Below are 25,739 nucleotides of genomic sequence, written 5' to 3'. Positions count from 1 at the left end.
TGATGGAAAGGGCACATTTCAGAAACTGTTGGCTATTGCCTAATTTTGGCGGATAATCAATCAACATGACGATCCATAGGGAAGGATACAAATCCATTGCTATCGCTGCAATCATCTTCGCCGTACTGAATTTCCTATCCTTCAGTTTTATCAGCGCCTCTTATCCGGTATTGAGCTGGATCATACTCTTTGTATTGCTTGGCCTTTTGTTATTCATCATATCTTTCTTCAGGATCCCTTCACGAACCATGACCTATGGTGATCACCAGGTGATCTGTCCCGCGGACGGAAAGGTGGTGGTGATCGAGGAAGTGGTGGATGAAGAATATTTCAAGGAAAAGAGGCTGCAGGTGAGTATTTTCATGAGCCCTGCCAATGTACACGTGAACAGGAACCCTATCGCCGGTGACGTGGTGTACAGCAAATACCACAAAGGGAAATACCTGGTGGCATGGCATCCCAAATCTTCCACAGAGAACGAAAGACATAGCGTAGTGCTGAAAAAGGGCAACACTGAGATACTGGTCAAGCAGATCGCTGGCGCCCTCGCCAAAAGGATCGTGAACTACCTGCAACCCGGAATGGCCGTAAAGCAAAACGAGGAACTGGGCTTTATTAAATTTGGCAGCCGGGTGGATGTCCTGTTACCGGTCGGCACCAGGGTTAACGTAGAACTCAACCAGCACGTTAAAGGTGGGGTGACCGTCCTGGCCACAATTTAACCGTCGCAAAAACGTTATAGGGTAAATTTTGATAATACTATTCCCCTAAACCAAGAAAAGTATGAAAAAACTATTCCTCCTTTCCATGGCTGCCCTGCTGACCACAGGAGCCGTAATGGCTTGCGAAGGCAAGAAATGCGACAAGAAAGATTGCTGCAAGAAAGAGGCCAAGGCAGAAGACAAGAAATCCTGCTGCAAGAAAGCCTCTTCTACCAAAGCATAATAAAAAAGCGCCTCAGGAAGGCGCTTTTTTATTGAAGGCGGTTAAAATATCCCTTCCAGTTCCTTTAGCGAATAAACCGTATAGGTAGGCCTGATCGCCGGTACTTCGTTGATATGGTTTACAAAAACCTGGTCCATGCCGGCATTCATGGCACCCTGGATATCCACCTCAAGGTTATCCCCCACCATGATACTGGTTCCCGGGTCGGCCCCCGTTTCCCGGAAAGCATACTCAAAGATCTCCCTATGGGGTTTCAGGCTGTTGCTACCCTCTGAAGTGATCACTTTCCCAAAAAATTTTTCGAGTCCTGAGTACTTTAATTTCTTGTGTTGCGTTTCTTCAAAACCATTGGTTATCAAATGAAGTGCGTAACCCTTATCCGCTAAATAACCAAGGATCTCCAGGGCATACGGAAAGAGTATGGTCCGGCTGGGTAGCAGGTCAAGGAACCTGGTGCTCATTTCACGGGCCAGTTTCTCGTCACCGATCTTGAAATCGAGCAGGGTATGCCACATCCTTTTCCAGCGCAGTTCATCAACCTTGATGTAGCCATTCCGGTAGCGTTCCCAGAGGCGATCGTTATGAGCGCTGTATTGCTGGTGGAAGCGCCCGAAATCGTCTACCCCCTTTTCGGCAAGGGATAACCCATGGTAAAGGTCCTCCAGGGTTTGTTTGGCATTAGCCTCAAAATCCCAAAGGGTATGATCAAGGTCAAAGAAGATATGTTGATAGGTTTTCATAAAAATAATGTGCAAATATATTGTAGTGTCCAGACAGGCTGTGTATATTTAGATACCGTAAATCCCGTACCCTAAATTCAATACTTATGAGAAAACTATTGGCAGCAGCCCTCCTGCTCCTGATTGGCCCTAACCTATGGGCCGGTGAAAAAGATAGTTCCCAGGTTTCCCCTTCTAAAGAAACGCTCCAGGCTATGGAGCAATGGATCACCAGGCTGGACTCCACTGAAGCCGCCATGGATTATATGGCCGGCACCATTTCACTCAATGACCACATGGCCAGCCTAAGTATTCCCAAAGGCTACAAATTCATTGGCAGGGACCAGGCCCGTTTCATCCTGGAAGAATTATGGGAAAACCTTCCCGATGAGCGGGTGTTGGGCATGATCGTACCGGAGAACTTCCAGGTCAACCAGCTCAATGGTGAATGGGCCTTTGTCGTGAGCTATGACAATATCGGGTTTGTGAAGGACAAGGATGCCGACGATATCAACTACGAGCAATTGCTACAGCAATTGAAAACAGATGAAGCAGCAACCAACATGGAAAGGGAAAGGCTCGGCTACAATACCATGAACATTATGGGCTGGGCAGCCGCACCCTATTATGACAGGGAGAAAAAGATATTGCACTGGGCGAAGGAATTCAGGATCCAGGGCAATACCCTGAATACCCTGAACTATGAAGTAAAGATCCTGGGAAGGAAAGGACTGATTAGCCTAAATGCAGTTGGCACCATGGAACAGTTCCCTGCAATAAGGGAACAACTGCCCCATATCATTGGCATGGTACAGTTCAACGAAGGTCATCGCTATGCCGATTTTGATTCAGGTGTTGATGTGGTGGGAGCATGGAACCTCGGCAGCCTGGTAGTGGGAAAGGTAATGACCAATGATGGCATCCTGCAATGGCTGCTTAGCTCCTGGAAGTACATTGGACTGGGAATGGTGATCCTGGCAGGGATTGGTTGGCGACAGCTGAAAAGCAGGAAAGATTCAGCGCTGAATCCCAAAGAGATCCTCGATATGAAAGCATAAGCAATGGAAATAGTAATTTTACAAAGCGGTAAGCAAAATGCTTACCGCTTTGTTATTATACAAAAGCCGAAAGATGAACATAGTCATAACAGGTGGAAGCAAGGGAATTGGAAAAGCAATCGCAGAACAGTTTGCAGCCGATGGTCACAACCTATTCCTTGCCAGCAGGGGGGAAGCAACCTTATACAAGACCATGGAAGAGCTGTTGAACAGGTTCCCGACTGCCAGCATCAAAGGTTTCCCAGCCGACCTCTCAAAAAAGGAAAGCATCAATGCACTAGCCGCCTGGGTTTTAGGGTATGGTGTCCCTGACATTGTAGTCAACAATGCCGGGCAGTTCATTCCCGGCAGTATCTACAATGAGGAAGAAGGCGTATTGGAAGCCATGCTGCAACAGAACCTTTACAGTGCCTATCATTTCACCAGGGCCCTCTTGCCTGCCATGATGGAACGCAGGCAGGGTCATATCTTCAACATCTGCTCTATTGCATCGCTGCACGCCTATGCCAATGGCGGCTCCTATAGCATCAGCAAGTATGCATTGCTGGGATTTAGCCGGAACCTTCGGGAAGAAATGAAACCCCATGGCATCAAGGTAACGGCTGTGATGCCCGGGGCAGCCTACACAGCCTCCTGGGAAGGCGCAGGCGTTGATCCCAACAGGCTGATGAAGGCAGAGGATATTGCCGTGATGGTGGCCGCAGCAGCCAAACTCTCACCCCAGGCTTGCGTGGAGGATATTATCCTGCGACCCCAGTTGGGCGACCTCTAAACGCTAACCTTTAACCTGGCCTTAACGCCTTTCTTCAAAAGACGTTAAGGCTTCCGGCAAGACAGGTGTAATTTCATTCCATCATCCAGGACCTTGAAGCAGATAAAGACATTCATCATCACCATATTTTTCCTGTTACCCTGCTGGGTAATGGGCCAGGCCAGGTTTTCCACCATTGCCGATGAACTCACCATTACCACCCAGGATGTTTTGCAGGTACAGTATGTGGTGGAGAACGCTGAAGACTTCACAGCATTCAAGACCCCTGAGTTCAGGGATTTCAGGATCGTGCAGGGACCGGTGGAAACCACGGGGATGAGCTTCATGAACAATACCCTGACCCGCTACAAGGCCATCAGCTACGTTTTACAGCCATTGAAATCCGGACGCCTGCTCGTTCCGGGCGCCCAGGCAACAGTGGATGGCAAAAAAATGGTATCCAATAAGCTGATGATCGAAGTAGCCGATGCCGGCAAGCGCTCCCCAACACCTGTTAGTCCCATCAATCCGGGAATCAGTGGCCTTTATGAGCGACCTGAAGAAGATTATACGATCAGGGAAGGGGAATCGGCTACCGAAAAGATCAGGGAGAACCTGATGGTTAAACTGGAGACCGATAAGACCAGCGCTTATGTTGGCGAACCGATCGTTGCCACCTACAAACTATATACCCGACTCAGGTCGCAGTCGAGGGTGAGCAAAAGGCCATCCATGAATGGTTTCAGTGTTTATGATATGGTGGAGCCCGACGGTTCCATGACCAGGGTAGAAAAGTTAAATGGCAAGTCCTTTACAGTACACCTTATCCGACAGACCCAACTACTGCCCTTGCAGGAAGGAAAGTATGAGTTGGAGCCGGTTGAGTTGGAAAACAATATCAGGTTCCTCAGGCTCAACAAAGAAGCGGGACCGGTAAGGTCTGGAAGGACCCCACTGGAACAAATGTTCGAGGAGTTCATGGATGAAGAGAGAGGCAAATGGGAAGAACACCAGGTTACCCTCACCAGCAGCCCTGCCACCATCACCATAAAACCACTACCATCTAATGCACCTGAAAGCTTCAATGGGGCAGTGGGCAACTTCACACTTTCGGCAAGAATGGTAAGCAATACGGTTGGAGCGGGCGACAATGGCAACCTGGAATTGGTCCTGGAAGGCAGTGGCAACCTGCCGCTGGTCAATGCGCCCCAAATCAATTGGCCAAAGGGTTTAGACAGTTATGATCCTACTACTACTGAGAACATCAATAAGACGGTGGCACCGATGGCAGGCAAAAAAACCTTCACCTATGCCTTCACCTCTTCCACCCCCGGTAAGTATGAATTAGGTCCTGTTGCCTTCAGTTATTTCGACCCGGCAAGCAAAACCTATAAAACGCTCCAGACAGAGCGGTTCACCATTTCCATAACGCCCTCCTCTAACCGTAAACCTGCGACTGCACCAACAGGATCGCAGGGTGGTGAAACACCCCGTAACCAATGGCCGGTTTGGCTTGGGGCTGGACTTTCAATCCTATTGCTGGCAGGGGGTATCCTATTCTGGACAAGAAGGAGAAGAAAAAAAATCGAGCCTGTTGAAGAAGCCAATCCACCGGCAGTGCCAGTGCCTGTTGAGGAAGTAGTAGCGATAGACCGCTTATTGGATGCAAAGCAGGCAGCCGCCAACAACGATATCCATGGATTTTACCAGCACATTGAAAGGGTGCTTGGCGAAATCGTGTACAATAAGGTTTCACTTCCTCCTTCCAGTCAGCTTAAACAGGAAGCACTGAAAAGACTCGCAGAAAAAGGAATACCACAGGAAACACTGGCGGACCTGCAAGGAATTTGGCAGGAGATCGATTGGGTGAGGTACGCAGCGGGAAGCACCAGTGCCATCAACCAGGAATTGCTGGTTAAATCAGAAAAGGTAATGGACGCCGTTGACCGGCTTAGCTAGGCTGGCCTGCTTGTTCATTTTCCTTACTCGCTGTACTTATAGCCCACCCCCCTGACAGAATGGAAATAGCGCGGGTTACGGCTATCCTCTTCAAAGTATTTACGGAAGTTGAGGATAAAATTATCAATAGTGCGGGTAGTAGGATATACATTATACCCCCATACAGCCTGTAATATCTTTTCCCTGGTTACCACTTCATTCTTGTTCTCGATGAGCAGTTTCAGTAACATGGCCTCCTTCTTGCTGAGCTGGATCTTTTCGCCGTTCTTGGTAGTCGCCTCCTGTGCCTTGAAGTCCACCTTATTGTTACCAAAAGTATAGGTGTCACCTATGGTTTCCTTGTCCTGCAATTTCTTATTCTTCTCGATCAGTTTGCTCACCCTCAACATGAGCTCTTCCAGGTTGAAGGGTTTGGTCAGGTAGTCATCAGCCCCCTTCTTCAATCCCAATACCCTGTCGGCACTGGTATTGCGCGCACTAAGGATGAGGATGGGCACCTCATTGTTCTGGATACGGATGGTTTCCATGACCGTCAGGCCATCCATCTCAGGCAACATGATATCAAGGACGATCAGGTCGAAATATTCGTTTTGTACGGCCTTTACAGCTTCCAGTCCATTCCATGCAGAAGTCACCTGGTAGCCTTCCAGTTCCAGGTTAAGCTTCAATGATTCATGCAGGTTCTCCTCGTCTTCTACCAATAGTATTGATGGCTGGTTCGTACTCATGTTAGTTGCTTATGCCTTCACAAAATTAGAACTGAATGATGAATTTACTACCCCGCGGTGTATTATCTTCGATATGGATACTGGCCGAATGGTCCTCCGTAATTTTCTTACACAGGTATAGGCCAAGGCCGGTACCCTTGGTCTTCCTGACCTCTTCATTCCCTATCCGGTAAAACCGCTTGAACACTTTGTCTTTTTCCTCATCGGGTATTCCTTCACCTTCATCCGTCACTATGATACAAGGTCCTGCAGGCTTGCTGACCAGGGCAAACCTGATCAATCCAGCTTTCGGTGAATACTTGATGGCATTGTCGATCAGGTTACTCATTAGGATCTGGATGAGCAGGGCATCGCCCTTGATCTCCAAACCCGGTACCACTTCCCACTCAAACCTCCGGTCGGGAAAACGCTGGCGAAATTCCGCCATCATCTTATCAGCCATGGCAGACAGGTCAAGTTCCTCGCGGGTAAACTTATAGCCCCCGCCTTCCAATTGGGAAGAGATCAGGATATTATTAGTGAGTGTATTGAGCCGGTTCGTTTCCTGGAGGGTCATGCTGATCAGCTTCTGTTGCTTGCTTTCCTCCAATTTATGCTTCTGCAGGGTTTCCAGGTTGAGCTTGGCTACAGCAATAGGGGTTTTCAGTTCATGCGTGATGGCCATCATGAAATTCTGTTGTTGCTGGGCTACGCGGAACTGCCTTCTTACAGCGCGGTAAACAAAAACCGCCCCGATGAGGATCACCAAAAAGAAAGTAACTCCTTCGCCAATGAACTGCGTATTCTTCCTGGCGGCTTCTGTAGTGATCTTATCAACTTTCTGGAGGTAGGATGGGTCATCCGCCACCAATTCCATGAGCTTATAGTTCGCCATCTGCTCATTCTGCTGGCGTAACTTCACGAACCAGAAAAAGAGGGCAGCAATGATATAGAAGAGCAGGAACCAATAAATGGCCGTTGCCAGTGCCAGTTTCTGTTTGGGAAGGAAACGTAAGGGCATAATCAGATTTTGGCTCTTTCAACACGCAACCCAACGTTCAACACATGGTCAAGGGGTTCATCGCGCATGATTTGCTCCAGCCTGAAACGGTATAAACCGGGCTTGAGCTGCACAGGCCTGGCGGTGATCCTGACACGATGCTCAAATATATCATCCATCCCTGTGCCAAGCCATCCCTTTTCATTGGTGGCCAGTTGCAGGTCCAACACCTGCTTGTCTGGCTGGGCGGCACCGGGTGCCTGCGTGTAGATATTCATCCAAAGGTTATTGTACCGATAGGCATCAGTATGCCTTACCACTACATAGATATTGTAAAGGGAGCTGGTATCCGCTATGGAGAAGTTGATCTCCGGGTGCAGGGCTGATGACCACTTTTGTTGGGGAATGGCAATATTCTTTTCGAATACATCAACCTTTTCACAACCGGTTACCACGGTAGCCAGGACCGACAATCCCAGCAGGTATTTAATTGCGCCTTTCATGCTCGTAAAAATAAGAAGGGATCAGATTAGTTCATGGTTACAGTACATTCAAGACCTGCTCTTTGGCCTTCTCCAACTCATCCTTCATGATCACCACACTCTTCTGGATGGTGGCATCATAGGCTTTGGCACCTGTGGTGTTGATCTCACGGCCGACCTCCTGTAACAGGAACGATAATTTCTTTCCGATCTCGGCATCATTATCACTGAGCAGGGTCCGGAAGTAATCACAGTGGTTCTTCAAACGCACCTGTTCTTCACTGATGTCAATCTTCTCGATATAATAGATCAACTCCTGCTCCAGGCGATTCTTATCGTAATTATCGGCACCCACATTCTCCTCCAGGAGTTTCACCAGGCCTTCGCGGATCTTCTGCTGGCGCCTGGGCTCCAGTTCTGCGATCACCACCTGCTGCGCTTCAATATTGGCGATTCTGGTTAAGAGGTCATTCTCCAGGATCTTCCCTTCTTCCACACGATGGTAGTCGAGGTCTTGAATGGCCGCATCTATCACGGTCTGGAATTCATGCCACTCCTCTGCAGTCAGTGTATCAGAAGTTGGGGTGATCACTTCCGGCAGTTTGAGGATATTACCCAATATCTGGCTCGCATCAAGCCCCAGTTCATTGGACAAGGCCGCAATGGGTTCATAATATGCCTTAGCAAGAGAAAGGTTGATGGATACCGGCTTGGCCGAGCCTGTCTGCTTCAGGCTGATTGTGCAATCGATGGTTCCACGATTGAGGCGGGAAGACAACAACCGACGAATATCAAATTCAAAAGGCTTGAGGAAAGCCGGCATTTTCAGGGAAAGCTCAAATTGCTTTCCATTGAGGGACTTGATATCTACAAGAAAGGTCTTATCACCAACATTTCTTTCCGCCCGTCCAAATCCAGTCATCGATTTCAGCATGTAGCAAATTTTAGATAGCAAGGTAATAAATAAGGTCCAGCCTTAACGTTGTCGTTTAGGTTTGTTTGGCCAACCCGAAGTCCTGACCCGGGGCCTGGGCAAAGCTTCCTTTCCAAATAAAGCCCAATAGATCTCCTTTTGGTCCATCTCACGGCAGTCACCAGGCTGCATCCCATCTATGGTAAGCTTCCCGATACTGTATCGGATCAGTCTTAATGTTGGGTATCCAACCCTCGCGGTCATCCTTCTCACCTGCCTGTTCTTCCCTTCGGTTAAACCGAGACTGATCCAGGAAGTTGGAATAGCAGCACGATAACGAATGGGAGGATGACGATCCGGTACGCTTACTGGTCCTTCCAATTTATGCGCTTTGGCAGGTAAGGTGCGGTGCAGCTTTCCATTTACATTGATCTCTACACCTGTTGCCAATTCTTTGATCGCCGAAGCCGTGATGTCGCCTTCCACCTGCACCCAATAGGTTCGTTCATGTGCTTTCTCCGGTTGAAGCAGCGCTGCATTAAGACCTTTATCGTTGGTAAGGATCAATAAGCCTTCACTGTCATGATCCAGTCGGCCAACCGGGTAAACATCAGCAGGAACATCAAAACAATCTTTAAGTGTTCGCTTATCACCTTCAGGACTGAACTGCGACAATACTTCGTAAGGTTTGTATATGACGAAATAGCGAAGCATAGTAAAAGAAAAAAGCCCGGTAAAAACCAGGCTTTTGTTATTTGGATGGGTTAGTAAGTACGGGAACAAAATTTCCCTACACAATATTAAAAATAATTTTTGCGAACGAAAAAAATTTTACAAGAAATTTTATTCACATTTTTTATGTGGCTGTGGAAAAGCGAAAGCTTTCTGCTCGATAAAAAACCGGTGAGGCAACACAATAAAACGATCCTTCTATAAACACAAAACATGAAATGCAAAAACATCATTCGCTGAAACATGCATAAACAAAGGGTTTCATTGAAATGATCATGACATCATGGACAACTACAGTTGCTGTATACCCATAAAAAAGTCGTTTTGCATAGCGCCATTCAAGCCCTCCCAAATTATCATCCCTTCGAAATCCGGGCCGAAAAAAATTTTTCGCATCCATAAGGAAAGCCAAGTCTTTTTCAACAAAACAGCTCCCGGGAGTAATACCTTTGCCCAAAATTCACTCTATGCGTTTTCCGGCACCAGTTGCACTCACCTGGATTGCAGACCTCATTAAAGCCGAACTGCTGGGCAATAGTACCAGCATGGCAACAGGCATCAATGAAATTCATCGGGTAGAAAAGGGCGACCTTGTATTTGTAGACCATCCCAAGTATTATGATAAATGCCTGAAGTCTGCGGCTTCGTTCATCATCATCAACACCCGCGCGGTTGAAATACCTGAAGGGAAAGCACTGCTGGTGGTGGACAATCCATTTGAAGCATATGTCACCATCGTCAATCATTTCCGTCCCTTCCAGCCGGCCGGTTCTGCCATCAGTGAAACCGCAGTGATAGGCGAAGGGACTTATATCGCCCCCAATGTCACGATTGGCCACCATGTGCAGATCGGGAAGGATTGCATCATCCAACCCAATGTCAGCATACTCGACCATTGCATCATTGGCAACAATGTGATCATCCAATCGGGAACCGTGATCGGCTCTGATGCCTTCTATTACAATACCAAAAAGGACCGCGAGGTATGGTATAAGAAAATGCCGAGCTGCGGCAGGGTGGTGATCGAAGACTTCGTGGAGATCGGCGCGGGATGTACCATCGACCGTGGCGTAAGCCATGATACCCTGATTGGCCAGGGAACAAAAATCGACAACATGGTACATATTGGCCACGATACCATCATCGGAAAGAATTGCTTATTCGCTGCCCAGGTAGGTATTGCTGGTGCCACTACCATTGAGGACGGTGTTGTTCTATGGGGACAGGTTGGTGTCAGCAAAACCCTTACCATTGGCAAGAATGCCGTAGTACTGGCACAAAGTGGGGTACCTTCTTCACTGGAAGGTGGCAAGACCTATTTTGGCAGTCCTACTGAAGATGCTTCTATTAAGCGAAGGGAATTGGTCTGGATCAAACGCATTCCCGAGATCTGGGAAAGGATCAAAAACCTGCAGTAATAAACAGGACCATGTAAATAGCCGGACCGGACATAAATTTGTCCGGTCTTTTTTATGCAAGCTTTTGAAGGAAGAACCATCGCCATTGCCACCATGCATGGCAAAGAGAAGATCATCGGCCCAATCCTGGAGGAACTGGGCATGAAACCCTGTTTGCCGCATTCCTTCGATACCGACCAGTTCGGCACTTTCGCCGGCGAAAAAGAAAGGGAACTTTCACCACTGGATACAGCCATAATGAAATGCAAAGCAGCCATGGAGCTTTGCCATACAGATCTTGCCATTGCGAGTGAGGGCTCTTATGGCGCCCACCCCCTCATCCCTTTCATACCAGGTGGTGAAGAATTGGTGGTGCTGGTGGACAAAAAGAACAACTGGACGATCGCAGCCAGGCATATTTGTGAAGCCACCAATTTCAACGGTTCATCCATTACCAGCTGGGAAGAAGCTGGCTTATTCCTGAAAAATATCGGATACCCGGAACACGGGGTGATCCTCAAGGACCGGCAGAGTAATCCCGAAGTGATCTTCAAAGGCATCAGCGATTTAAAAGAACTGGAAGCGGCCTTGTCAGGATTGATGCAAAAAAATAAAATTGCCTGGATGGAATCGGACATGAGGGCCGTGCACAATCCAACCAGGCAAAATGAAATCGGGACGGCTACCAGGAAACTTGTCAATAAACTTTTTCAATGCTGTCCATCCTGTAATGCACCGGGTTTTGATACAGTAGACTACACAGAAGGACTACCCTGTTCCTGGTGCGGGCAACCCACCCGCAGCGTGCTAACGGTGATCTATGGCTGCGTTGCCTGCGACTTCAAAAAAGAACAATGGTATCCAAAAGGGAAAGAACAGGAAGATCCCATGTACTGCGACCATTGCAACCCTTAGTCGCCCGGTTCATAATCGTAGGGAACCGCTTCAGCCATTCGTTCGTAACTCCAATAGCCGGTATTGATCAGGTCGGCCTGTTCAAACCAATATCCATTCTCTTCGATGGTGAAAGCGTCAAGGATATCCAGTATGGAGAGTTGAACCCTGATCTGTGATGGCAGCTTGAATTCCTTCACAAACTTCGGATCCGGCAATTCATTCTTGTATTTGATACGGAACCTGCCCTTGAGATCGATGTCAACCATGGCACTATCTACCTGGTAAAAGTTGCTGTCATAAGGATTGGCAATCCTTGTTGCCTCAAAATTCTTTGCAGCTGTATTTACCCTTTCTATCTCAAACCCTTCATTCTCCAGGTCGCCTTCATACCAGCTGCGCATGAAATGCAATTTGCTGCCGCGATAGGCAATATCCCTGTTCTTCTGCCATTGCGTCTCCTGCTCTGGGGTCCCTGTCATCTTTTCGAAAAACGGGAAACCGGAAACAGTGCTGATAGATGTACCGTATTCAAAACTGAGGGAATCCAGTTGATACCGGATCTTATAACCAAGTGCATTGTTCACCACCTGCAGTTCTTCCTTCGCCAGCACCTTTAACCTGTTGCGCTTCTTGCTGTAGAAGAATCGCAAGGCTTCCGGATTCAGCAGGGTACACTGGGCGGCGTTAGCAGTGGAGCCAAAAAATTGCTCCTGGAAGAAACTGCCATACTTAGCCCAACCATCCGGCACTTCATTACTCCCGGCAACGGTAACCGCTTCCATACTTTTGTCTTTCGCCTTCAGGGCAATGAGCAATGGTTCAGAACTGGCTGTACTGATACGCTGGCCGGAAGACTGGTAACCGGTATAAGTAACTACCAGGTCATAACCGCCCTTGGGCAATTTGATGATAAAGCGGCCTTCAGCATTGGTAATGACACCAAATGTGGTGTTCTGGCAGAAAACAGAGGCACCGGTCAGGGGTTGTTGCGTAGCTGAGTCGATCACCTGGCCGGTCACGGTAAATTGCTCCTGCGCCTTTGCCGTCCGGGCAAATGAACATAGGGACAAGAGGAAAACAAGGATCAGTTTTTGCATAAGGATTCAGTTAAAAGGATAAAACGATCAAATTGGGCAGATGGTATGCGGAAGACCATACAAAAAAGAGGCCACGCTAAGCGTGGCGGTCGAGGTATTGTTTGCAGGAAAGGGCTATGGCCTCTTCCAAAGGGGTATAGCGAAATTCCGGCAGGAACTTTAACAGTTTGCGGTTATCAAAATAGGTCTTGCTATGGGCCACCTTGGCACTTTCCTTACTGAGCAGCGGACGTTGGCCGGAGATCATCGACTTCACCTTTTCCATCCGCCAGGCGATCTCACCAAGCAGGGGCGTAGCCTTCCGATTGGGATGCTTCTTGCGGAAGCCGTCTGCTATTGTATTCAATAATTGGCGGAAGCTCCAGTTCTCCCCATTGATGATAAACCTTTCACCAGAGATGTCGCTTTCCAGTAAAGCCACAATTGCCTTGGCAACATCATGCACATATACAAAACCATTAACGCCTTCGGTAAACCAGGGAAACTCATTGTAAACATTCCTGAACAGGGCACAACTGCTGTTGTTCCAATCGCCATAACCCAGGATGGTACTCGGGTTGAGGATCACTCCTTCAAGTCCCTCACCAAAGCCCCGCCAAACCTCCATCTCAGCCTTATACTTGCTGATGGCATAATGGGTATTGGTATTGCTCGCGGCCCATGCCTTTTCTTCATTCACCTTTTCCCCCTGGGCGCTCCGTCCAAGGGCCGCGACAGAGCTGATATGCACCAACCTTGGCACCCCCAATTCCAGTGCAACATTCACCACATTGGCCGTACCCTCTACATTGGCCTGGTACATTTTCTCGCGATCTGTCCTGATGAAGGATACTACGGCTGCCGAATGCACTACGGCATCCACACCTTCCATATGCTCCATCAGGGAAACCACATCCAGCACATCTCCTTCCACCCATTGGACAGCGGAAAGAATGGCCTGGTCAATAAAGAATGGGATGGCGGAACTAATGCGCTTCAAGGCTTTCACCTTATAGCCTGCCCGCAGGAGGTGTTCCATGATATAGGCCCCAAGAAAACCGGTACCACCAGTCAGTAATACGGTACCCCGTGACTCCAAAGGGCTATTGGCTTGCATCATAAATCAAAACTAAGCATTAGCGTTGAAAGGCTTCAATATTCGTAATAGCCCCTTCCTGTCTTACGGCCAAGGTTACCCGAACGCACCCTTTCCTCCTGGATGGGCGAAGGCTTCAACCGCTCCGGCGAGCCCAGTTGATCATACACACTGCAGCTCACTGCGTAGTTGATATCATTACCGATCAGGTCCATTAAACGGAATGGGCCCATTTTAAATCCACAGGATTCCATCAGCGCATCTATGGTGGCATAATCCAGTCCTTCTTCTGCCAACCGCAAGGCTTCAATATAATAAGGCCGCGCCACGCGGTTGACGATAAAGCCGGGCGCATCCTTACACAAAACGGGGGTCTTACCCATTGCCTTCGCCAGATCCACGATGGCTTGCACCACAGCTGGATCACTGGCATCCGTCCTGACCACTTCAACCAGTTTCATGATGGTGGCGGGATTGAAAAAGTGCATGCCCACCATCCGCGAAGGATCAGGAAGGGTGGCGGCAATAGCGGTCACGGGCAAGGAAGAAGTATTGGTTGCGTAGATCACACCAGGATCATTGATGGCCACCAGTTGGCTGAACAGGGATTGTTTGGCTTCCAGTTTTTCAATGATGGCTTCAATGATCACATCGGCCCTGGCATCATTGATAGAAGAAGTAAACAACATTCGCTGGAGGATGCGTTCCTTTTCTTCCGCACTGATCTTTTCTTTGGTCACTAATGTATCCAGGTTGGACTGCACAGCCATTTCGGCCTTCCCGATAACTGCTGCATTGAGATCGAACAGGACAACCGAAAACCCATGCTGGGCTGCCGCTTGGGCAATACCGGCTCCCATCGTTCCTGCACCGCATACACAGATTTGCTTAACCATCGTAAGTCTCGATTAAAGGTTAAAGGTAACCCCTTTTAGGGGCTCCCTGCCCAATAAAAAAGCCTTGCGATGGAAAACCGCAAGGCTGCTTGAACAAAGGAATAATTTATAAAGCCGCATTGAACTGCCTGAGGAAACGAACATCGTTTTCACTGAACAGTCGCAGGTCATTGATCTGGTATTTCAACATGGTAATGCGTTCAATACCCATACCAAAGGCAAAGCCGGTATACTTATTACTGTCGATACCGCTATTCTCCAGCAGTTGCGGATGCACCATGCCACAACCCAGGATCTCTACCCAACCGGTATGCTTACAAACATTACAACCATCGCCATTACAGAGCAGGCAGCTGATGTCCATCTCGGCGCTGGGCTCCGTAAAGGGAAAATAAGAGGGACGGAAGCGTACCTTCACATCCTTGCCAAACATTTCCTGCACAAAGAAATAGAGGGTCTGCTTCAGGTCGGCGAAGGAAACATGCTCATCAATATACAAGCCTTCTACCTGGTGGAAGAAGCAGTGTGCACGCGCGCTAATGGTCTCATTACGATAAACCCTTCCCGGGCATACCACCCTGATGGGCAACTTGCCTTTCTCCATTTCCCTCACCTGCACATTACTGGTGTGGGTACGAAGCAACCAGTCTGGGCCCTGGTTCAGGTAAAAAGTATCCTGCATATCCCTGGCGGGGTGGTTCTCCGGCAGGTTCAATGCTGTAAAGTTGTGCCAGTCGTCTTCGATCTCCGGGCCTTCGGCTACAGAAAAACCGAGCCTCCTGAAAATAGACACGATCTCATTGCGCACCAGGCTGATCGGGTGCCTGGAACCCAGTGGCATCGGGTCACCGGGCAGGGTCAGGTCAATGGAACTGCCCTTCTCCTCTGTAGCGGAAATAGCAGCTTTCCACTCTTCGTATTTGGATTCAGCAAAGGTTTTGAATTCGTTCAGGATGGCACCAAAATCCTTCTTCTGTTCATTCGGGACACTCTTCATTTCACCGAACAACCCTTTTACAATGCCCTTGGTACCGAGAAACTTGATCCTGTAGGCTTCCAGCGAAGCAGCTCCGTCAACCTGGTATTCCGATATTTCTTGCCTGTATGCAGCGATCTGCTGTACGATTGATTCCATAGGGCAAAGATAACCCTTTAAGGAGATGTACAGGAGTGAAATTCAGGGTTGCCGGAACGGCACCTTGTGAGACTATAACCCATGCTATTCGGCTTTTACCAACCTTCCATGAAGGCCCTTACATAGATCCAAACGAATGGGGTGGCAAAGAGCAGGGAATCGAAACGATCCAGGAAACCACCATGTCCAGGCATGAAACTGCCGCTATCCTTCACCCCTGCCATACGCTTCAGCTTGCTCTCCAAAAGGTCACCTATTGTTCCGGTGATCGCAGCAATGGCGGCTATGATACAGGCGTCAACAATCGGGAAACCAAATCCCCTGGCAATAAGTCCCATTACCACCACGCTCAGGATGATACCCCCGATGGTCCCCTCCCAGGTCTTCTTGGGGGAGATAACCGATAGCGGGGTTTTCCCGATCAGGGACCCTACGATATAGGCCATGGTATCGTTGATCCAGATGGAGAAGATGATGGCCAATGGCAAGACCTTCCCCAGTTCAAATGGACTTCCGTTCGCCCTGGTCCAAACCGCATCGATGCAGCGAAGGTCCAGCAACAATCCCCAGCTGAGGGAGATATAAAGAATGCCGAGAAAGGAAGCTTTGATATTCTTTGGCTGGATGCGCCGGGCGAAAAGCAGTTCAATGATGGGAAGGAAGAAGAAGAAAAGCAAGCCCATCCACCAACCCAGGGAATGAAGGCTTAAGCCACCCAATGCCAATTGGTCGCCACTGAGAAAGAGCATCAGCGCATAGCCTGCCAGCATCACACCAAACCGGTGGAAGGGGGTGATGCCCGCATAATCAGGCTCAAAACCCGCTGTCAGTTTTTGGTATTCATACCAGCAACCAAAATGGATCACCGAGAACAGGAGGAAGAAGGACCAATGGTTCCAGAGCAGGCCAGCCATCATCACCAAAACAAAGATGACAGCAGTGCCACTCCTGGTCCTGAATGTTTTCCAGTTGAATGCCATGGATCAAATATTATAAGGGTTTGGTGTCGTTATCAGTAGGCATGAATAATTCTTCATCATTATCGTACACCTCACCATAATGGGTATGGGAAATCCTGATACTGTACCAGATCACCGCAGCAATAAGGGCCAGGCTCACAAAGACCCAACCAGGGGAAAGGTTGGGTTCCTGGTCGGCAAAGGCCGGGTTTTTATACACCATGAATATCTGGAGGGCATTGTTGAGGAAATGGCCGATAATGCTTGGCCAGATACTGCCACTATACCAATACAACAAACCCAGCAGCACACCCAGCATCAGCCTGGGCAGGAAACCATAGAATTGTCCATGGAAGGCCGAAAATAGGGCAGCGGTAATGATCACGCCAACCAATGGCCTGGTGGTGATCTGGATAAACAAACGCTGCAGCACGCCCCTGAAAAACAACTCCTCACAAACAGCGGGCAATACCGCCAGCAGGAAGATCATGGCCACCAGGTCGCCGGTTCCCTTCATGGCCAGCATGGCCTTCAGTAATTTATTGGCATTCTCCTCAGCCAGTTTCATGGCATCTTCAGTGGATTTCATGGAAGCAGGCAAGTGCAGGTGCTGGTTCAGGTAGGACAACCAGCTGGCCACCGGGAAGGCCCCGATCAACAGGATCACTCCCAGTACATAAAAAACAGGGGGGATTGGTTTACGCAATCCCACATAGGGCAGGGGCCTGGGATCGGAAAGATAGGCGAAGACCAATGCAGGCAAAAGGAAGATGACCACAGAGAGCAATCCCTGCAGGAGTTTCATCGCCGGCAGCACCCCCGGCTTGTCAAAGGAAAGCTCCGTGAGTTGCTGAACTGGCAGGTTAAAGTATTGAGCCACACCATAAAAGGCTACAAAACCAAGTACGAGATAGATGCCGAAGGTCAGCGATCCAAAAATAAACAGCTGCAACCAGGCCGGTTTATATTTCAAATAGGTACTATTCATATCTCCAAAATGAAGTGATTAGCCTTTTAGTAAGTAATTTCGCGTTTTGCAAAAGGGCAATCCCCTGCAAGATGCGTATTTTTTAGCAACCCAGCCTGTGGTAAAAATAGATAACATAGCGTTACCCGAGTTTCCCTTACTGCTCGCCCCGATGGAGGACGTGAGTGACCCGCCGTTCCGTGCCGTTTGCAAGGACAATGGTGCAGACCTCATGTATACCGAGTTCATTTCCAGTGAGGGACTGATCCGTGACGCCATCAAGAGCCGTCAAAAGCTGGACATTTTTGACTACGAGCGCCCCATCGGCATCCAGATCTTTGGCGGGGATGAGGAAGCCATGGCCATGAGTGCCCAGATCGTGGATACGGTGAACCCGGACCTGCTCGACATCAACTTCGGCTGTCCGGTCAAAAAAGTGGTCACCAAGGGAGCAGGGGCTGCGGTGCTGAAAGACATCAACCTGATGGTTCGCCTCACTTCCGCTTGCGTAAGATCCACCCGCCTGCCGGTAACGGTAAAGACCAGGCTGGGTTGGGATCACGACTCCATCAATATTGTAGAAGTAGCAGAAAGGCTCCAGGATGTAGGCATCAAGGCCCTGTCCATCCACGGCCGTACCAGGAGCCAATTGTATAAGGGAGAAGCCGACTGGACCCATATTGCCAGGGTAAAGGAAAACCCCAGGATCAAGATCCCCATCTTTGGGAATGGCGATATCGATTCCCCTGAAAAAGCAGTGGAATACAAGAAGCGCTTCGGTGTTGACGGCATCATGATCGGCCGCGCGGCTATCGGTTATCCCTGGATCTTCAATGAGATCAAGCATTTCATGGCCACCGGTGAACACCTCCCCCCTCCTACCATTGAACAAAGGGTGGAAGTGATCCGCAAACACCTGCACAGGTCTGTAGAGTGGAAAGGAGCCCTGGCCGGCATCAATGAAATGCGCAGGCATTATAACAATTACCTCAAAGGACTTCCCAATATCCGCGAATACCGGCTGAAGCTGGTTACTTTTAAAACAGTGGAGGAGATCGATAGTGTGCTGGATGAGATCACCAGGACCTACACCGGCTTCCAGTTCGAAAGAAGGAAAGTGGATATGGGTGCGATGGCCTATAGCTGCGACAGCTAGGTCAGTTCTGCCTTCTTCCATACCAGGCTGTCGTGCAAGCCCGGCAACCGGCGGTCAAACATGGCCATATATTCTACATTCTTTACGGAGGGATCAGCATCTGTTGGTACAATATCCTGCAAATAGAACCCGAAAGAAGCTGCACTTTTCATCACATCCAGGACAGCTTGCTTCCTGAGCTTACGGTCCTTTACAATCCCCCCTTTCAGGTGGACTTTCGGTCCCACTTCAAACTGCGGCTTGATGAGGGCAATGATCTTCCCATCCGGCTGAAGGAACTGGTCAAGGTAGGGAAAGACAAGTGTAAGGCTGATGAAGGAAACATCGATCACGATCAGGTCCACTGGTTCTCCAAGATCGCCAGGTTTCAGGTCCTTGATATGCAACTGTTCCCAATAACGGATACGATCATCCGAACGCAGGCTGGGATGCAGTTGGTCTGTACCAACATCGATGGCAAAAACCTTCCTTGCACCATGCTGCAGGCTGCAATCAGTAAAGCCACCGGTAGATGCCCCAATATCCAGCACTACCTTTTCGGCCAGCTGAAGGCCAAAGGTCCGGATGGCCTTCTCTAATTTCAGGGCCCCTCGGCTAACGTAACGCAAGACCTTTTCGGTGACTACAATAGTATTGGATTCGACAACAAGAAAGGCGGGCTTTGTGACCACATTCCCGTTTACCTTCACCACCCCGGCCTCGATCATTTGCCTGGCTTTTTCCCTTGATTCCACCAGGCCATTTTGCACCAGCCATTTATCCAGTCGTAATGGTTCTTCCATTGTTAATGCGCAGTGATTAATTGTACGATCTGATCATCGAGGGGGGATACACCGGGATCAAAATACCCCAGTAGGCGTCCTTGTTCATTCACCAGGTATTTACTGAAATTCCAGGTAGGGGCCTGTTGGTTCCAGCCGTTCTGCGCAGGGTCAGACAACCAGGCAAAAACGGGGTTTTGCTGGCCACCATTGACAACCACTGATTTCTTCATCAACGGGAAACTCACGCCAAAGTTGACCTTACAAAAGGTGGCAATCTCCTCGTCGGATCCCTTCTCTTGCTCCTTAAAATCATTGGCAGGAAATCCCAGCACCACCAGTTCATTGGGAAAGCGTTCCTGCAGCGCCTGCAGGGATTCATACTGTGCCGTATAACCGCAATCACTGGCTGTATTCACCAGCAATACTTTCTTTCCCTTCAGTTGACTGAAGTCGAAACCAGTGCCATTGCCCAATTGGGAACGAAGGGAATAAAAATCAACAGGGGGAGCAATATCCTTTCCCTTCAATACTTTATCCCTTGCGCCGCCGAGGGACGACAATTTCATGATCACGGGATAGAACCATTTCAAAATACGTTGCCTACCGGTCATATGCTCGTTTGATTGAAAGATTACTAACAGTACAATGGCCAGCAAAGTTCCGGCAAGCAGGAGTTTCTTCCACATCAGCCCAATACTTTTTTAAAGAGTCCAAGCTTACCCTTGAATGGCGGGTACTTGATAGCGGGATCGAACCAGGTGGGCGTTTTCATTACGGACTTGCGGTGGCTGAACACATCAAAGGAGAACTTACCGTGATAGGCCCCGGTTCCACTAAAACCCCTTCCACCAAAAGGCAGGTTATGGTTGGTAAGGTGCCAGCTGGAATTGTTAACGCATCCACCGCCAAAAGGAACGGCATTGATCCATTCCTCCTCTTTCACACTACTGGAAGTATACACATAAAAGGCAAGTGGATTCGGGTGCCTCGCGATGATGGCCCTCGCCTCTTCAGCTGTCCGGAAGGAAATGATGGGCGGGATCGGACCAAATATCTCATCCTGCATTACAGGCACATCGAGGGAATAGGGCTCCATGAGTGTAGGCTCCAGGTAAAGGGAATCCTCATCAAAAGAACCACCATGCAAAATATTCCCATTGGCCAGATAGGAACGCAATCTGGCCAATTGACGGGCATTGATGATCCTTCCATAATTGTAACTCTGCTTTGCGTCTTCAGAAAAGAATTTGAGGATGCAGTGTTTCATCTCTTCGATAAAAGCAGCTTTCACGGACTCATGCACAAGGATATAATCAGGGGCAACACACATTTGCCCCGCATTGGAAAATTTGGTCACAGCGATCCTTTTCACAGCCACTTTCAGGTTAGCATCGGACTCCACTACGCAAGGGCTTTTGCCGCCCAGCTCCAGGGTAACGGGCACCATTCTTTTGGCAGCCATCTCATAGATGATCTTTCCAATGGCCGGACTACCGGTAAAGAACACATGATCAAAACTGAACTCATTCATCATGGCCGGGATCACCACTGCGCCATCCCCTTCCACCATACTGATATACTCCGGTTCAAAGGTCGACTCAATAATCTTGCGCATCACCACCGCCGTGGCAGGTGCAAACTCACTAGGCTTCAGCACCACCACATTACCTGCTGCTATGGCGCCCACCAGTGGACTGAACAATAGTTGCAGCGGATAGTTCCAGGGCCCGATGATCAATACCACACCCATTGGCTCCTTATAGATATAACTGGTCGATGGAAGATTGAGCATATTGGTGGACACACGCTCAGGACTCATCCAACGCTTCAGGTCCTTGATGGTAGCCTTGATCTCTGCCAGCACAAAACCGGTTTCGGTGATCCATACTTCCTCCTTATTCTTATGCAGGTCGCGATGCAGGGCATCATATAATTCCGCTTCATGGTGCAAGAGCGCTGAACGTAAACGCTCCAGCTGGGCGCGCCGGAAACCATAGGAACGGGTAGCACCGGATTGGAAATACTGACGCATGGCATTCAGTTTACCGGTCAGCGCAGAGGTGCTTACATCAGCAGATGGGGCAATCGATTGGGTCATCATGGACTAATTTTATTGTAATGATTCAGGTCAGCTTCAACGGGGACAGCCTCACTATACTAAGTTAACATCATTTCAATACTTGCGCTACAATTAGCCAGAAATGGACAAGAAGACCCTGGCAACAGGTTTTCCCAAACCAATCAGCCGAATGATTAATTTCGCTGTATGCTGAATGACGAGCATTTTATGCGACACGCCCTCCGGGAAGCCCAAAGGGCCTTTGAAGAGGGCGAAGTACCAGTGGGCGCAGTGGTGGTCATGAATGGCAGGGTGGTAGCGAGGGGTTATAACCAGGTGGAAAAACTGAATGACCCTACGGCGCATGCCGAAATGATCGCCCTGACCTCTGCCTTCAACCTTCTGGGTGCCAAATACCTTCCTGATGCCACCTTGTATGTAACGGTGGAACCCTGCCTGATGTGCACGGGTGCCCTATACTGGAGCAAGGTTGGCCGTATCGTTTGGGGCGCGAGTGATGAAAAGAATGGTCATGAACACATCACGCGCGACCAATGGCCATTTCACCAGAAAGCCACCATTGAAAAAGGAGTACTGAAAGAAGAATGCGCGCAATTGATGAAAGACTTCTTTAAAGCCAGGAGATAACCCATAAACTTTCCGGGAACAATTCAGGTAGGCACAAATATGGGGAACGTATTAATTCAACATTTACACCAAGAAACCATACACTAAGATTTCTGCTGCTTTTAAATATTCAAGTGCTGGCGGGGATCGCCATTACCAAGGTCAGCACCTTTACAGTTTAGGTATCCATCCCGGTATTCCCGGTAGTATACTCCTCCACAACATCTGCAATGGTGACCTTCCGGCTGACATGCCCTACCATTTTTTCGATGCCCTGTTTACGAAGGATATCCCGAACCTTGGAGTGAGCGTCAACAATACGGAGGAGCACCCCTTGCTTTTCCAACTGTTCCGAAAGCTGGAGCAGCATTTTGGAGCCCGATACATCTACATAGATCGAAACGGACAGGTCAAGCACCACCAGTTTCAAGTCCTTTCCCTTGTCCAGGATCTGCTGTGCGATCTTCGTTTGGAGGTTCTCGCTGTTGAAATAAACGATAGCTGTTTCCGGCCGAAGGATGAGGATACCCGGATATTGGATATTCTCAGGATGTCGCGCCACATCAGAATAAGAATGGGACTCCCCGATCCGACCCAGCACAGCAACATAGGGATCAGACCACCGTTTGATCAGCATCACCAGCGACATCATAACAGCCAGCAATACCCCTTTTAATATGCCAAAGAGCAGAACAGATCCAAAAGCGAACATTGCAACGGTAAATTCCATCCGGCTTAGTTGGCGAAGGCGTTTGAGTTCTTTCACTTTGATCAATCCCGACACTGCATGTAATACAATAGCAGCCAGCATCACTTCAGGAAGGTTATACAACAATCCCGTCAGGAACAACAGGATGATTGAAAGTGCAGCAGAACAGAATATAAGGGACAAAGGGGTTTTGGCACCTGATTTATCATTGACCGTTGACTGTGATAACCCTCCTGCCACCACATAGCCACTGAAAAATGCCGTGCCAAGATTGGCAAATCCCATGGACAATAATTCCTGCCTTGCATTGACATCATAACCATGCTTGATGGCAAAAGTGCGGGCCGCAGACACAGTTTCTATATATCCCATAAGGAAGCAGGCAATGGACAATTCCAAGACCCCATCCACGTCCTTGAAACGCAGGGATGGACGGCCGAAGGAAGGTAGCGTGCCGGGTATATTGCCGGTAACATGAATACCAAAAGACGCTAAATTGGTAAGGCTAACCACTACTATGGAAAGAATGACCACTGCAAGGGAAACGGGCTTACCAGGGAAATAGCGATCACCTAAAAAGAGCAGCAGTAATGCAACCAGGCCAAAGAGCAATACTACCCAATTTGAATCCGGAATCCGCTGCACCAGCAACCAAATGCGTTCAAAGAAATGGGCACCACCTCCTTCTACCCCAAAGAGTTTGGGAACCTGTGTGACCATAATAGAAAGGGCAGCCCCGGCTTTAAAACCGAGCAGGATACTGTCACTGATAAAATTCACCAATGAACTTAGACGGAAACCAAAAGAAATAAAACAGATCAATGCCACTGCCAGTGCAGACAAGGCGGCAATGGCGGCCCATCGGGCAGGATCACCGCCGGAAAGGGTGGCCACTGTAGACCCAACCATCAATGAGATAGCGGAGGTAGGACCTATAGCCATTTGTTTTGAGGTGGTGAAGAAGGCAAATACCAAACCTCCTACAAGGCAACAATAGATCCCGAAATAAGGTGGAACACCTGCCAGGGTAGCATAGGCCATCGACTCCGGTAATACAAAGGAAGCAAGGGTGACACCAGCCACCAAGTCACTGGTCAGCAGGCCCGTTTGATACCGTGGCATCCAGTTAAGGATAGGCATATAGGAACTAAGCTTCCCAATGATATTCGCTAGGGGCATTGGCTGAGATCAGGCTATGAATTTACCACTATTCCCGGGCAGCAGCATCACAGTACCCCATGTAACGGATAAATGATCATCCCGTATAGGGCATAAAAAAACGGGGTGAAATGCATTCACCCCGTTTGGTTCAATTCGAAAAGATCAGCGATCCCACCACAACCTTGATGTCACATCTGTAATATCAGGCGCATTGGCCCCATTCCGGCTGGTTTCCACAGTGGGGTAAACCAACCTCCTGACAAAAGCTGATGTAGAGGCGTTCAGCGGCAATCCAAAATCCTTGTACTGGTAATCCGCACGCCTTGCATCCGACCAGGTTTCCGGACTCAGGAAGAGCGCCTTGTACTTTTCCTTAAAGATCAACTCAAGGGTCAGGGCATCGGATCCAACTGCAACACTGGCATCATTCAGGTAGGCATCCCGGTCTGCAGCGGCAACACCCATCTTATCAAAACTTTCCCTGATTCCCTTCAGGTAGGCGGCATAAGCCCTTTCCCTGTTGCCTGCCCTCAATGCAGCTTCCGCTTCAATGAAACGCACTTCTTCCAAACTTGCAATATAAAGTGGCGAACCGGTGCTGGAATAATACCCGGTGGTATTGATATAGCATTCCTCATTATTGATGCCGGATCCGCTCCTTCCCCTTCCATTTGGCGTACCCCTGTAATCACCAAACTTGGTTGGGTCCGTCATTTTCTCGAGGCGCTTATCAAAAATGCCAAAGCTCTTGCCGTTCATGGCATCGATCAACTGCTCCGATAACCAGCCGTCGAGCAGCAACGCCTGGTTGTTGACCGCCACCTGGCACCAGGGGTTGCGCACATCGAAGGTCCTGATCGCAGCATCCTGTCCTGGTGCAGTATAAGCAGCTTCAACTTCTGCCAGAACAGCGGAAGCATTGTAATTGGTGGTCTTGCTTACCCTATTGAGCATACGGGCTTTCAATGCATGGGCTGTCCTGACCCAGGAGGCAACATTCCCATTATGGATCAGGTCGGAATTATCGGTTGGCAATGTGGTGCCAGCGGGTGTCTGGCCCAGCAAGGCAATGCCATCATCCAGCAATTTCAGGATACTGGCATAGATGGTTTCCGCATTGTCATAGGTAGGCGCTACACTTGCCCCTGTAAAAGCATTACTGAATGGTGCTGCACCCCAGAGGTCATGCACATGGATCAGGTCCATCGCCTGCAGGACCTTTGCCACACCCTGGTATTGGGTGGAACCATTCTCAACGCCCAACTGGTGCAGGTCGTAGGCATCACTCATGTTATCATACAACTCCGTCCAGGTACCACTCGCATCAATGGGTTCATAAGTATCGGCCGGACTGGCTGCGTTGGGCGAAGACAGGTACTGCACGTAATAGGAAGTAATATTGGAAACCCTGAATACATTTTGGGCTGCATCATAGGTCACCCTGGATAGCAAACCTTTAATGGGAGGTTTGGTGGCCGCGTTTGGATTGGTATTCACGTCCAGGTACTTCTCACAGGAACTGAGCCCCGTTACCAACCCGGCCATTATGATGAATTGGGTTATCTTTTTCATGA

At 49.0% G+C, this 25,739-nt stretch carries 26 protein-coding genes; 9 read left to right on the top strand and 17 right to left on the bottom strand.

Going from position 1 to position 25,739, the window contains the following annotated elements; translation table 11 throughout:
* The first annotated feature begins 65 nt into the window (after positions 1–65).
* Both KJS94_RS15920 and KJS94_RS15915 read left to right on the top strand, forming a co-directional pair.
* Positions 66–722 carry a phosphatidylserine decarboxylase family protein gene (locus tag KJS94_RS15920; protein WP_214448447.1) on the top strand — a complete coding sequence of 219 codons (657 nt, stop codon included), beginning with the start codon at positions 66–68 and terminating at the stop codon, positions 720–722.
* 61 nt (positions 723–783) lie between these two features.
* Positions 784–945 carry a hypothetical protein gene (locus tag KJS94_RS15915; protein WP_214448448.1) on the top strand — a complete coding sequence of 54 codons (162 nt, stop codon included), beginning with the start codon at positions 784–786 and terminating at the stop codon, positions 943–945.
* A gap of 41 nt (positions 946–986) precedes the next feature.
* On the opposite strand, the gene KJS94_RS15910 is transcribed toward KJS94_RS15915, so the two are convergent.
* On the bottom strand, positions 987–1,685 hold the full coding sequence (locus KJS94_RS15910; protein ID WP_214448449.1) for a YjjG family noncanonical pyrimidine nucleotidase: 699 nt from the start codon (positions 1,683–1,685) through the stop codon (positions 987–989).
* Positions 1,686–1,771: 86 nt separating this feature from the next.
* On the opposite strand from KJS94_RS15910, the gene KJS94_RS15905 reads away from it, so the two are divergent.
* The 3 genes from KJS94_RS15905 (at position 1,772) to KJS94_RS15895 (ending at position 5,432) form a co-directional block, all read left to right on the top strand.
* Positions 1,772–2,722 (top strand): DUF2167 domain-containing protein, encoded by a 951-nt coding sequence (locus KJS94_RS15905; RefSeq protein WP_214448450.1) that lies wholly within the window; start codon positions 1,772–1,774, stop codon positions 2,720–2,722.
* A 73-nt stretch (positions 2,723–2,795) separates the two neighbouring features.
* Positions 2,796–3,494: an SDR family oxidoreductase gene (locus tag KJS94_RS15900; protein ID WP_214448451.1), complete on the top strand. Its 699-nt coding sequence runs from the start codon at positions 2,796–2,798 to the stop codon at positions 3,492–3,494.
* Between the two features lie 93 nt (positions 3,495–3,587).
* Positions 3,588–5,432 (top strand): BatD family protein, encoded by a 1,845-nt coding sequence (locus KJS94_RS15895; RefSeq protein ID WP_214448452.1) that lies wholly within the window; start codon positions 3,588–3,590, stop codon positions 5,430–5,432.
* A gap of 23 nt (positions 5,433–5,455) precedes the next feature.
* On the opposite strand, the gene KJS94_RS15890 is transcribed toward KJS94_RS15895, so the two are convergent.
* The 5 genes from KJS94_RS15890 to KJS94_RS15870 are packed head-to-tail and all read right to left on the bottom strand — an operon-like array spanning position 5,456 to position 9,248.
* Positions 5,456–6,160, bottom strand: a complete 705-nt coding sequence (locus tag KJS94_RS15890; protein WP_214448453.1) for a response regulator transcription factor — start codon at positions 6,158–6,160, stop codon at positions 5,456–5,458.
* A 25-nt stretch (positions 6,161–6,185) separates the two neighbouring features.
* Positions 6,186–7,160, bottom strand: coding sequence for a sensor histidine kinase (locus KJS94_RS15885; RefSeq protein WP_214448454.1), 975 nt, complete (start codon positions 7,158–7,160; stop codon positions 6,186–6,188).
* A gap of 2 nt (positions 7,161–7,162) precedes the next feature.
* A complete protein-coding gene (locus KJS94_RS15880; protein ID WP_214448455.1) occupies positions 7,163–7,642 on the bottom strand; it encodes a gliding motility lipoprotein GldH in 480 nt (159 codons plus the stop codon).
* Positions 7,643–7,679: 37 nt separating this feature from the next.
* Entirely contained in the window at positions 7,680–8,555 is an 876-nt protein-coding gene (locus KJS94_RS15875) for a YicC/YloC family endoribonuclease (RefSeq protein WP_214448456.1), read from the bottom strand.
* 42 nt (positions 8,556–8,597) lie between these two features.
* A complete protein-coding gene (locus tag KJS94_RS15870; RefSeq protein WP_214448457.1) occupies positions 8,598–9,248 on the bottom strand; it encodes a pseudouridine synthase in 651 nt (216 codons plus the stop codon).
* Positions 9,249–9,733: 485 nt separating this feature from the next.
* Here KJS94_RS15870 and KJS94_RS15865 point away from each other — a divergent pair, with 485 nt between their 5' ends.
* Together KJS94_RS15865 and KJS94_RS15860 are read left to right on the top strand one after the other, a co-directional pair.
* Complete coding sequence (locus KJS94_RS15865) at positions 9,734–10,684, top strand: UDP-3-O-(3-hydroxymyristoyl)glucosamine N-acyltransferase (protein ID WP_214448458.1); 951 nt, start codon at positions 9,734–9,736, stop codon at positions 10,682–10,684.
* A gap of 54 nt (positions 10,685–10,738) precedes the next feature.
* Entirely contained in the window at positions 10,739–11,578 is an 840-nt protein-coding gene (locus tag KJS94_RS15860; RefSeq protein WP_214448459.1) for a DUF6671 family protein, read from the top strand.
* Here the strand turns inward: KJS94_RS15860 and KJS94_RS15855 are convergent.
* The 6 genes from KJS94_RS15855 to KJS94_RS15830 form a co-directional block, all read right to left on the bottom strand.
* Complete coding sequence (locus tag KJS94_RS15855; protein WP_214448460.1) at positions 11,575–12,657, bottom strand: carboxypeptidase-like regulatory domain-containing protein; 1,083 nt, start codon at positions 12,655–12,657, stop codon at positions 11,575–11,577. The genes KJS94_RS15860 and KJS94_RS15855 overlap by 4 nt on opposite strands.
* A gap of 76 nt (positions 12,658–12,733) precedes the next feature.
* Positions 12,734–13,756 (bottom strand): NAD-dependent epimerase/dehydratase family protein, encoded by a 1,023-nt coding sequence (locus KJS94_RS15850; protein WP_239804194.1) that lies wholly within the window; start codon positions 13,754–13,756, stop codon positions 12,734–12,736.
* A 32-nt stretch (positions 13,757–13,788) separates the two neighbouring features.
* On the bottom strand, positions 13,789–14,628 hold the full coding sequence (locus KJS94_RS15845; protein WP_214448461.1) for a 3-hydroxyacyl-CoA dehydrogenase NAD-binding domain-containing protein: 840 nt from the start codon (positions 14,626–14,628) through the stop codon (positions 13,789–13,791).
* A gap of 106 nt (positions 14,629–14,734) precedes the next feature.
* Entirely contained in the window at positions 14,735–15,763 is a 1,029-nt protein-coding gene (gene pheS / locus KJS94_RS15840; RefSeq protein ID WP_214448462.1) for a phenylalanine--tRNA ligase subunit alpha, read from the bottom strand.
* 95 nt (positions 15,764–15,858) lie between these two features.
* Positions 15,859–16,743 (bottom strand): phosphatidate cytidylyltransferase, encoded by an 885-nt coding sequence (locus KJS94_RS15835; RefSeq protein WP_214448463.1) that lies wholly within the window; start codon positions 16,741–16,743, stop codon positions 15,859–15,861.
* 10 nt (positions 16,744–16,753) lie between these two features.
* A complete protein-coding gene (locus KJS94_RS15830; protein ID WP_214448464.1) occupies positions 16,754–17,710 on the bottom strand; it encodes a CPBP family intramembrane glutamic endopeptidase in 957 nt (318 codons plus the stop codon).
* A 97-nt stretch (positions 17,711–17,807) separates the two neighbouring features.
* Here KJS94_RS15830 and dusB point away from each other — a divergent pair, with 97 nt between their 5' ends.
* On the top strand, positions 17,808–18,845 hold the full coding sequence (gene dusB / locus KJS94_RS15825; RefSeq protein ID WP_214448465.1) for a tRNA dihydrouridine synthase DusB: 1,038 nt from the start codon (positions 17,808–17,810) through the stop codon (positions 18,843–18,845).
* Here the strand turns inward: dusB and KJS94_RS15820 are convergent.
* From KJS94_RS15820 to KJS94_RS15810, 3 genes are read right to left on the bottom strand one after another with little or no spacing between them, the layout of a single operon-like run.
* On the bottom strand, positions 18,842–19,627 hold the full coding sequence (locus KJS94_RS15820; protein WP_214448466.1) for a TlyA family RNA methyltransferase: 786 nt from the start codon (positions 19,625–19,627) through the stop codon (positions 18,842–18,844). The two genes, dusB and KJS94_RS15820, sit on opposite strands and share 4 nt — an antisense overlap.
* 2 nt (positions 19,628–19,629) lie before the next feature.
* Positions 19,630–20,295 carry a glutathione peroxidase gene (locus KJS94_RS15815; protein WP_239804193.1) on the bottom strand — a complete coding sequence of 222 codons (666 nt, stop codon included), beginning with the start codon at positions 20,293–20,295 and terminating at the stop codon, positions 19,630–19,632.
* A complete protein-coding gene (locus KJS94_RS15810) occupies positions 20,295–21,710 on the bottom strand; it encodes an aldehyde dehydrogenase (protein WP_239804192.1) in 1,416 nt (471 codons plus the stop codon). Before KJS94_RS15810 ends, KJS94_RS15815 begins: the two co-directional genes overlap by 1 nt.
* A gap of 165 nt (positions 21,711–21,875) precedes the next feature.
* On the opposite strand from KJS94_RS15810, the gene tadA reads away from it, so the two are divergent.
* The gene (gene tadA, locus KJS94_RS15805) at positions 21,876–22,316 is read left to right on the top strand and encodes a tRNA adenosine(34) deaminase TadA (protein WP_214448467.1); all 441 of its coding nucleotides are present in this window, start codon (positions 21,876–21,878) and stop codon (positions 22,314–22,316) included.
* Between the two features lie 157 nt (positions 22,317–22,473).
* Here the strand turns inward: tadA and KJS94_RS15800 are convergent, their stop codons facing one another.
* Together KJS94_RS15800 and KJS94_RS15795 are read right to left on the bottom strand one after the other, a co-directional pair.
* Positions 22,474–24,144 carry a SulP family inorganic anion transporter gene (locus KJS94_RS15800; RefSeq protein WP_256450003.1) on the bottom strand — a complete coding sequence of 557 codons (1,671 nt, stop codon included), beginning with the start codon at positions 24,142–24,144 and terminating at the stop codon, positions 22,474–22,476.
* Positions 24,145–24,327: 183 nt separating this feature from the next.
* A complete protein-coding gene (locus KJS94_RS15795) occupies positions 24,328–25,737 on the bottom strand; it encodes a SusD/RagB family nutrient-binding outer membrane lipoprotein (protein ID WP_214448469.1) in 1,410 nt (469 codons plus the stop codon).
* Between the last annotated feature and the right edge of the window lie 2 nt (positions 25,738–25,739).

The sequence above is a fragment of the Flavihumibacter rivuli genome, assembly GCF_018595685.2.
GTDB classification, from domain to species: Bacteria; Bacteroidota; Bacteroidia; order Chitinophagales; family Chitinophagaceae; genus Flavihumibacter; species Flavihumibacter rivuli.
This window is presented reverse-complemented; position numbering and strand designations above follow the sequence as displayed.